This is a genomic window from Bacteroidales bacterium, from assembly GCA_035647615.1.
GTDB lineage: Bacteria > Bacteroidota > Bacteroidia > Bacteroidales > 4484-276 > SABY01.
In genome coordinates, this window is the sequence record DASRND010000037.1 from 66,958 (window position 1) to 79,913 (window position 12,956).

4 protein-coding genes are annotated in these 12,956 nt (G+C 43.3%); all 4 read left to right on the top strand.

Annotated features, from left to right (window positions below):
- Positions 1-198: 198 nt before the first annotated feature.
- Positions 199-7,329, top strand: a complete 7,131-nt coding sequence (locus tag VFC92_14025) for a choice-of-anchor J domain-containing protein (GenBank protein HZK09298.1) — start codon at positions 199-201, stop codon at positions 7,327-7,329.
- A 650-nt stretch (positions 7,330-7,979) separates the two neighbouring features.
- Entirely contained in the window at positions 7,980-8,528 is a 549-nt protein-coding gene (locus VFC92_14030; GenBank protein HZK09299.1) for a hypothetical protein, read from the top strand.
- Between the two features lie 40 nt (positions 8,529-8,568).
- A complete protein-coding gene (locus tag VFC92_14035; GenBank protein HZK09300.1) occupies positions 8,569-9,135 on the top strand; it encodes a hypothetical protein in 567 nt (188 codons plus the stop codon).
- Positions 9,136-9,157: 22 nt separating this feature from the next.
- Positions 9,158-12,956: InlB B-repeat-containing protein (locus tag VFC92_14040; GenBank protein HZK09301.1), on the top strand; the 3,799-nt coding region annotated here is incomplete at its 3' end.

A 12,956-nucleotide genomic window follows, 5' to 3' on the forward strand; every position in this document is an offset into this window, starting at 1 on the left:
ACCAATTAAAAAAAGGCAGCCGAAGAGGTTGCCTTTTTTTGTTTAATCTAACATTATAAAATAATTTAGAAAGTAATCTTAACATATTAAAATTGTTAATTAAATTTGCCCGTCTTTAGAACTACAAATCAAGACTGCATTTTGATCTGGATTTGAAACAAACAAATTGACATATTACTATTTCAAGCTTAATTAATTATGAATAAAAAGCCTACAAATTTACGGTGGCTGATCAGCTTAATGCTAATAGCCTTTTGCGGATTCGGGTTCGCTCAACTTAGTGAGCCGCCTCGTGGCTCTTTTGCCGGTGAAGAATTTACTTCCGAATTATTCATTAATAACAAGGATGCGATCACTGCCTCGCTTAATGAGGGCTTCGAAGGCAGCACTTTTCCTCCCGAAGGATGGAAGGTTATTAATAATGGCGATCCTAACAGTTGGATTCGCAGTACTTTGAATCCCAGAACTGGCTCTGCCTGTGCTTCGATAACCACGGATTATTTGATATCTCACGACGATTGGTTGATAACTCCCAGGCTTCAGCCTGTATCAGGAAATTCAACCCTCTCCTTCTGGGCGAAAAACAGTGATGAGTTTAATTATTATCTGGAAGAATTCAATGTTAGGGTGTCGACAACAGGTAACAATAAAGAAGATTTTACATTTGCCATAGCATCAAATGTTGAGCCTCCCAATACCTACACCAAATATTCCTACGATTTGTCAGCCCACATCGGACAGGTGATTTATGTTGCCGTTCAGGCAATTTCTCTTAATATGGATAGCCTTTATTTGGACGATTTTGAGGGACCAAATATTTTTTCAGGGACACTTCCTGCGCCGGGTGTCGTAACCAATATTGCACCAGCCAATGGTGCCACCAACATAAACAATGGCTCATTGCTGAAATGGTCATTTGGTGAGTATACCGCTCAATATCAGGTGATGTTGGGTACTACCAATCCTCCAACCGATGTGGTGATAGACTTTACCAGCAACCTGGCAACTTCCTATATGCTTAACGATATGCAACTTGGTACAACCTACTATTGGCAGGTTAATGCGAAAAACACATCAGGAACCACAGCAGGCTCAGTTTGGAGTTTTACTACGCCTGCGTCTGCACAAACATACGATGAGGGTTTTGAAGGTACCACCTTCCCTCCTGCAGGATGGAAAGTCATTAATGGCGGTGGTTCAGGCACCTGGGAAAGATCAACAAACGATCCCAGAACCGGCGAAGCTTGTGCCCGTATTTATTCCAATACTGTGGCGCACAACGACTGGCTGATTACCCCAGCCTTAATGCCTGAGGCAGGCAATTCTACCTTCGCGCTCTGGGCAAGAAATGCCAATACCTATTCGCGTGAAAAGTTTAATGTTAAACTCTCAACCACCGGCAACGACGAGCCCGATTTCACGGTTATTTTGGCCATGGATGTAGATCCGGCGCCATACAGCTACACACAATATCCCTATGATTTGTCGGCATACATCGGGCAAACCATCTATATTGGAATTCAAATTACAACTACCAATCAATCTAACCTTTGTATTGATGATGTAACCGGTCCCCCCTCCGCCACTCCCTCAGCTTTACCGGAAGCCGTTACCAATATTGCGCCGGCCAATGGCGCTGTCAATATTGAGAATGGCGAACTTTTGAGCTGGGAATTTGGTGCTAATACTAACGAATATGAAGTGGTGTTGGGTACTACCAATCCACCCACCACAGTGGTTGTTCCTTTTACCGGCAACCTGGCAACCTCCTATGAGCTTACCGATTTGCAAACCTATACGCAATATTATTGGCGGGTGAATGCACGCAATGCCGAAGGCACTACTGCCGGACCGGTTTGGAGTTTTACCACTGCCCACGATGAGCTTTACACTTCAGTTAATGTTACCGTTACCCTTAATTCGGGCGGAAGCCCAATGGGCACTAAGGTAAAGTTTACGAATACATCAGAACCCTCCCTGGGGCTTGTGTATGAAGAAACACTCGGACTTTCAGGCCAGTTTACCTGGAATGAATTCCTAAAAGGCACGTATGATATTGAAGTGAGCAAAGGCGGATATTCTTCAATAGATATTACTGACGAAGAAATTGTTATTCCAACCAGTTTTACCTGGGAACTTACAGAGCTGCTGTCTGCACCAACAGGACTGAGCGTAACCCCAACTGGTTTGGCAACATGGACAGCCGGTGCAACTATTCAGTTTGAACCTTTTGTCGAATCCTTTGACGGTCTTGCAAATGGTGAGCTGCCCGACGGTTGGATCAAATCACCGGTAACAGACAACTGGGGTGCAAATAATGCAAATGAAGCGGGTGGTACTGCCCCCGAAATGCGTTTCAACTTTCTTCCTTATAACTCGGGAACCTTCTATCTTAAGACTCCCATTATTACAACCATTGGACAAAGTTCTCTGCAGCTTTCGTTCAAAAATTACTTGAACGACTATCAGAGCGGTTATACCATAAAAGTAATTTCGATAGCTGATGGCGAAGAGCATATTATTCAGGAATGGGTGTCGCCTGCCAGCATGCCACCGGCTACGCTGACGTACGAACTTACTGCTGCCCATGGCGTGGGAGCTACGGATTTCCAGATTGCCTGGGTTTTTATGGGAAATTCTACTCGCGTAAACCGTTGGTGCATTGATGATGTTATGCTCACCTCTGCAGCCAAAAACTCCAGAGCGTTTGAGGCTTACAACGTTTACCTTGAAGGTGCTTTGGTTGCTAATGTTACAAACACCCATTATCAGTATGGCGCCAACGGTGAAACGCTGGTGCATGGTCAAACTTACCTTGCCGAAGTCTCCGCAGCTTACACATCCGGAGAATCAGACAAAGTTTCGTATAGCTGGGTTTATAAATCATGCGAAAGCTATCCTACACCCGAAAACTTCACTGCAACGCAGGTGGAAGGCACCGTTGACGTAGCCCTTTCATGGACTGTTCCAGCCATTCCTGCTGGCGACGACCAGATCGACTTTGCCCGCATCACCCGCAATGGTGAGGTTATTGCGGAAACAGAAGATGCAAGTTATCTTGACCTAAACCTTTCTATTGAAACCTACGTCTATTGCATCACTTTCGTTTACGAATCGGGTGCCGAAACATGCCCTGCAACAATTTGCGAAACAGTTGAAGTAACAAATACTGGCTTTATTAACGGTAACGTGAAACAAGCTGCCTACATGGGCGGCGCCAATTTAGAGGGCGCGGTGGTTATGCTTACCGATGTTGCAAATCCTGCAGTTAAATACATACTCACCACCAATGCTTTGGGAAATTATTCCGCTGAGGTTTTGGACGGAACCTATAACTATGAGGTTTCGGCAGTGGGCTACGCAACCCAAAACCTCGAAAACGTGGTGGTGGCACAAACAGCTACGGTTACACACGACTTTGTTTTGTTGGAATATCCTTTTCCTGCCGTAAATATTGTAGCTGCCGAACTAAACGACGATGCCGTTCAGATCAACTGGGACATTAACAACAGTGCTATTTCCGAGTGGCTTTATTATGACGATGGAATTAACACAGATGGCATTGGTGGACCCGAAACATTTACCTGGGCCATCAAATTTGATCCTGACCAGTTGGTTGACTATGCCGGCACTTCACTTACTAAAATTTCCATCTTTAATCATACCTCCGACGTTAACACCCTCCGTATTTGTGAAGGCCCAGACGCTCAGACCCAAATTTATGAGCAGTCGCTCACCGGACTTCCCATTGAAGATTGGGCAGAAGTATCCCTCAACAATCCTGTTCCTATCGACGTAACCAAAGAATTTTGGATTACCGTTTACACCACTGCCGGTGCCGCATATCCTGCCGCTGTCGGTGCCGGTCAAAACCAGCCCAACGGGGATCTTATGACTATTGATGGCGTGACCTGGGAACATTTGGCTGACATCCCGCTGCCCTATACCTGGAACCTCCGCGGTTTTGTTACCAATATGAGAACCAACAGAACAGTGGAACTTACAAGGGCCAAAAATAGATCGGTTTATGAGCCATCCTCAGTAAATAGACCTTTTGAAACCAGAGGTATTAAAAACACTTCTGCTAATGCAGCTATCAACACCAATGCTGTCAGCCGAGAATTACAGGGTTTTAGTGTCTATCGCACCACCTGTGTCACCGGTGAACTGCAGCTTTTGGGCTACACCACCGAACAAACCTTTACCGACGAAACCTGGGGCGCTGCCGAACCAGAAGTTTACAAATGGGGCGTTGTAGCCGAATATAATGAAAACGTTGCTACAATCCGCTTCTCCAACTGCTTAGACAATAATATGCTTACCCAGGTAAGTGTTACCGTAACCACCAACAGTGGTGACAGCCCCGTTGGCACCAATGTGTCATTTATTAATAAATCGGAACCGGGTTTGGTTTACGAAGTTGAAATTGATGAATCAGGTTATTTTATGTGGGATGAATTCCGCAAAGGAACCTATGACATACATGTCGAAAAGCGTGGTTTCGAGTCTGTGGAAGTTTCAGACTATGGAATTGATGGCCCCAAAGATTTTGTGTGGATGCTGCAGGAATTAATCTTCCCGGTTGCCGATCTGCAAGTAAGCCCGACAGCCCGTGCTGAATGGAGAGATGGTGCGCCTGTTCCTTTTGAGCCTTTTATCGAAGATTTCTCTAATGGTATCGATCGCTGGACAAGATACCCTGAAACCGACAACTGGCAGTGGAGCGAGACCAACCTGGCCGGAGGCGAAGCCCCCGAAGTGCGTTTTTACTGGAGTCCCAACAGCCTGGATAAGTTCTACTTTATTTCACCCGTGATGAATACCTTTGGCCAGAGTGAACTGGAAATGAGCTTTACGCATGCCATTAATGAAGTAATGTATGGTGATAGTTACAGCATCCGCTTAATTACCATCATTGATGGCGTAGAGCGCCTTGTCATAGAATTTGATGACAACAATCTCCCGCCAACCGAGGTAGTAACCATGCTTACCGCAGAACATGGCGTAGGTGCAAAAGATTTTCAGATTGCTTTTGTTTATGAAGGAAATGCCTATTACATGAATTGGTGGAATATTGATGACATAATGATAAATACTCCCCAAAACCGTGACCGTGAATTTTTGACTTACAATGTCTTTTTGGATGGCGAGTTTGTTGCCGATACACCCGAACCCTTCTATCAGTACGATCCCTCAACGCTGGTTCAGGGTCAGGAATATTTTACGGAAGTAACGGCGCTTTACACCACCTGGCTCTCAGAAGCAATGAGCTATACCTGGACTTATCAGCCATGCGACAGCTTCCCCGGACCTACCCAATTGGATTATGAAATAGTTAATTTAAACGATGTTGTACTCAACTGGAGTGGCAATGCACCCGCCATTGGCGATTTCTACGAAGGCTTTGAAGCCGGTACCCTGCCCACAGGTTGGGAAATTTACGACGTAGATAACGATGGCTACAATTGGGAAAACACGAAAATACAGTTCCCCGATTTCGAACCCCACTCCGGATTGTATTGCATGGCCAGTGCCAGTTATGTAAATGAATATGGACCAGTTACCCCCAACAACTGGCTGGTAACTCCGGCAATTGACGTTACATCGGCTTCAAAGCTTAAGTTTTGGGTTGGGGCACAGGACCCTATGAATCCAAGAGAATGGTATAATGTAAAAATATCCACCACCGGAAATGCTCCTGAGGATTTTAACATCACACTCCGTGAAGCTTGGTCGCGCTTGTATTGGGCCGAAGTAATTATCGATTTGTCGGCCTACGCTGGGCAAACCGTTTATATTGCTTTCCAGCACATGACTCCGCCTGAGCTTGAAATGTACTATATTAAGATTGATGATGTTACCGTAACCAACACTTACACCCGGGCGGCATACACAGCTCCGCTGGCATCAGGAATATCCCATTCGATCCCATTCAAAACTCAGAATATGACGCAGAATGAGATTGATGCAAGACTACTTGCTCAGGACAATGCAGGTTCTGAAAATCCAGGTCAAAATACCCCTGATGCAGGAAACAGATTTGATACAGGAGAACTTCTTGGAACCAATATTTATCGCGATGGCGTATTAATTGCCGAAAAGGTATTCGGGCAAACATTTACCGATAAGGATCTTGCCCCCGGTACATACGAATATTGCATCAACTATGTTTACACTGATAATGCCATGCCGTGTATGCCTCTTTGCGTAAGCGATGTACTGGTTACAGGCGAAGATTGTATTGCGCCTTATGACCTTACCGCTGAAGCGAATCAATCAACGGGTGAAGTTTCACTTGCCTGGACCCATGATGCTTTTACTGGAACCTATCTCTCATACGGGAATGGTGTTTATGCCGATGCTATTGGTCTGTCAGATTTTTCGCCTATCACGGTTGCGATTCAGTTCGATCCGGATATACTTGAAGCCTATGATGGCAAGGTCTTCTCCAAAATCAATTTCTTTTACGGATTTGGAAACATTGCTGACGTTACTGTCCAGGTTTGGGAAGGCACCACGCTTATTCTTGAAGAGCCTGTAACCAGTACAATCGTTGGCCAGGCATGGAACGAAATCGAATTCGATACTCCTGTACTTATCGATGGAACCAAATCCTACAAGATTGGCTATACAGTTGCAAATTACGATAGTCATCCTATTGGGGTACAGTATTATTCGGGTATTCCAAATTCTGATTTGATTTATATGAATGGCGGATGGAATCACATGAGCAATATCTTATCATTTGCCTGGCTACTCGAGGCTTATGTGTCGAATGCAAACGCCGCCACCGTCGATTACACATCCTTAACCAGTAAGGTGATAAACACTTCAGATTCGGGTGTGCCCGTTTCTGCTCCTTATGTTAATCTCAACAGAGGAACTGAAGGCAAAGCCAACCGTGCACTCATGGGTTTCAATATTTACAGAGATGGAACGCTGCTCGAAGCGCTTTGGCCCGAAACCACCTATTCATATCAGGAGGATCAGAGTGGTATGATTTGTTACACCGTGACGGCAGTGTACGAATATTGTGGCGAAACCGATCCATCCAACGAGGCATGTGTTGTACTCGTTGGTATTAATAACCAGGAGTTGTCCAACATCACGATCTATCCCAACCCGGCCAACAGCGAGCTGAACATCAAAGCCACCGGCAATATCCGCAAGGTGGAGTTGCTCAATAGCGTAGGTCAGATTGTCATGAGCCAGAGCTTTGATGCAAATCAGATTCGTTTGGATGTGTCGCAATACAAAGCCGGGCTCTATATCGTAGCTATCACACAATCCATCGGTGATGTCATCACCCGAAGGGTTACCATCTATTAGTACATTTTTATAATTGAAAACGTAAAAAGGCTGCTTCGAGAGAGGCAGCCTTTTTTGTTGGCGGCATAGCCAATTGCGGGATGCTGCTCATTAAAAACTATTGGTGTCCTGTTAAAAACAATCGATTCTGAACGAAATCCCAAAGTTTAGGATGGAACGAAAAGTGTTTATCGGGTTATAGTAATTTATGCTAAATAATATTAAAATCTTTCTTGAAAACATCACTATTTTAATTGATCTCTTGACGCTAAATTTTAGAAAAAAATCTAAATAATCCTTCTAAATCACATTAGTCAATACTTAACAAGTTGTAAGACAATACTTACAATAAATGAGGTGTAGGATCAATTTCCTACATACGTTTATTTCGGAATCATTCTAACTTGTTATTTAGAATGCATACAAATTGTTATCGGTTGAAATTCAGATTGAAATGTCTACATTTGCCTCGGCTAAAACAAAAATGAAAATCTAATAAATTACCCTGATTTTCGATTAAACAGATTTTTAGTCTTTTAGTGGAATGAGCTAATTTATTGTCTTTGAATAGAATACGATTTTTATCCTTTGGGTGAAATAAGTTAATTCATTGTCTTTTAATAGAATATACTATTAGTCTTTAGGTGGAATAACGTTTAAACCTTTCGATTATGAAAAAGTATTTATACACCTTCCTTGCATTCAATTGGAAATGCATGACTGGTTCGGGCATCTACAGCTGCTTAAGTGCAGGCTGCCACAAAACGTTAATCGTTTTTATTACGTTTCTGCTGGCAACAGCGTCCGGCATACTTTACGGGCAACACTGCCCGATAAATTCAGGGGTATGTGCAGAAGTTTGCGAAAATGAGCAAGTGTTTTTGCACGGCAATGAAACCGGAGTTTTCCCTTCTGGCGATTACTCGCTAAACTCTACTCAGATATCAAAGCCTGCAGTTACCATCGCAATTAACTACCAGTGTGTATTTGAAACACCTGAGTTTGCATTAGGAGCCACACCTATTCGGTGCCAGGGAGTTCGTGCGGTTACCTACACGGCAGTCTCAGGCAATGCCCAAACCATAACAAAAAGCCTCATCAACAGGCAGTTCGCCTCACTGTTGTTTTGCATTTTGTTTATAATAATTCCCAGCGCTCATATCCCTAAAAGTAAAAGATGCTGTGTAAATTATAATATGATTTTCATTCATTACCAATGAAATAAATTAAAGAAATACTCAATCAAAAAAATCCAACGTCATGAAAACAAAAATGATCAGTTCTAAAATTTGCAGTGATAGACTATCCCCGAAAAGAGGATATTTTCTCTCACTTGTTACTAATTCATTCGTAGCTCTCCTTCTGGGGTTGCTTTTTGCGTCATTTACCACCGTGCCAGCTTACATGAGTTTACAAACCGCTATGCAATTGTTAGAGCTTTCATCAGCCGCGCATCTACAAAGCCTGGTAACTGAGCCACATCCAACGGTTTATCTGACTAAAGGTGAAATAAGGGCCTCTGAAGAACTTGCACCTGCTGTAGCAATATGTGATGCTGCATCGGTAAATATGCTTTATGCAAACGCCCCTTCGTTTAGCCAGGTTGAACTGGTAAAAATTATAGCAAGCTCGATAGATGATTTGCCCGCTTCCATCGATTTGATCAAACTGGAAGAATTAACAAATCTGAAATACCTGCTTGTGGAATTTGCGTACGATGCCTGCGATGGAAGCACCAATGATTGCCAAACTTCGATACTTGAGGGAATCATACAGGGTACTTCTACACAGATTACAGTGATCTATAGTCAGTTAATTCCCGAATGATCCACCAAAAAACCTAAAAGTCATGAAAAAAAATTACTATTTATCAGATAAAAAATGGTTGGCTGCTACATTTGTAATGGCAACATTAATGGTCGTCTTCACGATAAGTGCCAAGGCACAGCACTTTGCCCCCCCTGATGATGCATCAAGAATTCAAGAAATGGCACCAGCGATGAGTTTAACCACACTAAGCGGTGGAGTAACCATCAGCTTAAATGCGGAAACCGGCATCTTACCTGAAGGTACTTACCTTTCGGTAAAATTGCTATCTGAAGTGGAAGAGGAGATTTATATTAAATCCCTGAAAAAGAACAATGGTATCACAATGATTCAATCCTTATTTTATGATATAACTTTGTATGATAAACAGGGGCTGGAGGTTCAACCCAATGGAGAGGTAACGGTCAGTTTCTCCGGACTTCAATTTGAAAATAATGGGACAGAGCTTGTGGTTTTACACGCCGAAGTAGGAGTGAAGGGCAAGGAAGGATTTATCTTTTCAAAGAAATACCCTGAGACCAATGTTCTAAAGAATAAGGACCTTATGCAATATGCAAGTGTTAACTCAACAGTTATTCAGTTTAACACCTCGCATTTTTCTGTTTACGCTGTAGGAACAACCCTAACCGCTACCTATAATTTTATGGTCGGCACTACTTTACAACAAACCCAAATTGTACTCAACGGAGAATCTTTGCTTGCACCTGAAACACCTGTCGCCCCTGCTGAACAGCGTTTTACCGGATGGTACATTATGGGACAAGCGTCTCCGATTGTTTTCAATCAGGCAGTTACGGTATCTTCAACTGCGACTCTTGCAGTAAATGCACAATTTGAAAGTGTATTCTATGTTTTCTTTAATTATGCAGGAGAGATTGTAGCAACAAAAGATGTTGTTGCTCCTGCAACAACAACCGATGCTTCAGGTGTTCCGCTGGTGGTAACCATCCCGGGTAAAGTGTTTTCACATTGGTCAGCGACGGAGAATGGACCAACGGCTTTTGACTTCAACACCTCAATAACAGCCAATACTACGCTGTATGCAGTATTAGCCGACAGATGGGTAGTATCTTTCAACAGTCAGGGTGGATCACCTGTAATGCCTGAGTATGTTATAAGTGGTTCAACTGCTACTCTGCCTGCAGCTCCAACTAAGGTAGGATATACTTTTAACTATTGGTCTGCAACCAGTGCTGGCGGATCATTTAATTTTAGTGCTAATCCAATTACAGCAAATACAATCCTCTATGCTATCTGGACCCCGCAAACCGTGAATTACAATGTGGTTTACTGGCAGCAGAACGCTGAAAACAATGATTATACTTATTTTGAGACACAAGCAAGAACAGGCCTGACCGGAGCAAATGCTACATACGCTACGCCAACCTATACCGGTTTTACATTAAATGCCACTAAAACAGATGCGCCGGCCAATAATGTAGTTATAAAAGGTGATGGAACCACCGTTAAGAATGTGTATTACGACAGGAAGGTGTGGACGTTTAAGATTGAATGGAAAAGTAATCCTGGTAGCACATGGACAACCATGAGTACTACTCAGGTTAAATATGGTCAGAGTACTGCACCCTGGTACAATGCGGCAGTAGCAGCACATCCTGGTTACCGTTGGTTAATTGCCCGTGGAAGTACTACCTCTTATTCTGAAGCTCCTGATATGCCCAACAATAATCTGACAGTTTCAGGTGAATATTCAGGTAATACGGCATTTACGGTTCATTATGTGGAAAAGAATACCACAACAAGTATTCATCCTGATTTTATATTTTATGCTGCCGGAAATGTTAGCTTCAATTTTACCATTGAAGACGGCATTGCACTCTCAGGATTTACGGTAACTCCTTTAAGTACATGGGAACCGCTGGAAAGTGGCTCTCCTCCGCGTGATGGAACCATTTATTACACCAGGAATAGTTATAAAATCACCTTTAATACAAATAATCAAAATCCGGCGGTTAAATCATCATTTATTCTCTATCAGGCGAGCATTGCTAATCAGGCACTTGCAGGTTACACCGAAGGAAGTACTACCTATACTGTAGATAATATTACCTATACATTTGGCGGATGGTATGAATCACCTACTTTTTCAACGACAAAATATAGTTTTGCCGGTAAAACAATGCCTTCTCAAAATTTGGTATTGTATGCCAAATGGACGCCTCCTACTCTTACCGTGCTTGACCACAAAGTATTGGAAAATCCCGGACCAAGCGGAAATACCATAGCAATTCCTATCCCATTAGGTGGAACTATAAGTGCCAGTCAATTAACACGGAATACCCCTTATGGTCTTAATGAGTCTGACTTTGTAGGTTGGTACTGGTATGTGGGGGAATTATTTGTACCCTACGATTTTGGAATGGCCATTTATACTAATCTGGAGTTATTTCCGGTTTGGAATCCAAAAACTTATTTAGTTACCTACTTTTTGGGTGGTGCCGGAGGTACTCTTCCTACAGATGTGAACTTATATCTCCTGGGGGCTGAAGCACTGATAGCAGGCTTGCCTGGTGATATAGGTCCGCCCACCGGAAAGCTATTTATTGGATGGATGGACCAGAATGGGATTACTCATTATCCCAATAACGGGCTCAACATTACTGGAAATATGACCCTGACTGCTCAGTGGGGAGATCCAATTCAAAAAACAGAACTAACCTACAAGCCGAATGGTGGCACAGGTAGTGATATTGTGCTTTCTGGTTTGGATAATAATATCACCCATGAGGTTGTCAATAATACATATACCTATAATGATTATACCTTCGGCGGTTGGAATACCGCAGCCGATGGTTCGGGTACAGCTTTCGCCACGGGTGATAACATTATAGTGAACAACAGCAATCCGGTTCCAAATGTATTGTTTGCCCAATGGGCGAAGATTACTTTGACCAAGACAGGGACTTTCAACGACCTGAATTCAAATGGTAAAGCTGATGTTGGTGAAACAATCACATATACATTCACGATTACGAATGATGGGTTTAGTCCGCTAACCAACATTACCATAACCGACCCAAAAATAACAGTTAATGGTGGTCCGATAATATTGGCGGCAGGTGCTACCAGCACCGGCGACTTTTACGGCACCTACACCCTAAGCCAGGCTGATTTAGATGCTGAAAAGGTGGACAATACCGCAACGGTTACAGGTTACACACTTATTTTGGGAATTGCTATCAGCGATAGTGATTCAGAGACCGTTGAATTTGGGGTTTGCTCGCTGGTAGTTACCTGTCCTACTAACTGGGATGCATCTTATGCTTGTTCCAGTGAAGTTCCTGTTGCTTACGCAGTAAATAGTTTAGCAAGTGCTGCAGGTTATGGCATTACCGATGCTTGTGGCACTGTGCGCATATACTCTGTTACAGAAGCAATAACAAACCAAACATGTGTAAACAAATACACCTTAACACGCACTTATCTTGTCTATGATGATGTAAATGACAATAGCCAATACGATAGTGGGGAAGTGATTTCGGAAGTTTGTGACCAGGTTATTACTGTCAATGACGAAATTGCTCCGGTTCTTGCAGCAGCTCCTGAAGCAGTTACTGTAAGTTGCATCGGCGACGTTCCTGCAATGATCAGCCTGTCATGGACAGACAACTGTGACGCGGGCGGAAACGTAGCAGGTAATGATGGTGATCTTGTAGGCGATGCCTGCGGCGGAACTATCACACGCACGTGGAATGTAAGCGACGCCTGTGGCAACGCAGCCGAAACACGTACACAGATAATTACCGTTAACGACGAGGTTGCTCCTGCAATCACACTTGCAGCTGCTGACCAAACCGTTG

Excerpts from the sequence above, each read along its gene's own strand:
- VFC92_14025 (HZK09298.1), top strand. The coding sequence starts at position 199 with ATGAATAAAAAGCCTACAAATTTACGGTGGCTGATCAGCTTAATGCTA.
- VFC92_14030 (HZK09299.1), top strand. The coding sequence starts at position 7,980 with ATGAAAAAGTATTTATACACCTTCCTTGCATTCAATTGGAAATGCATG.
- VFC92_14035 (HZK09300.1), top strand. The coding sequence starts at position 8,569 with ATGAAAACAAAAATGATCAGTTCTAAAATTTGCAGTGATAGACTATCC.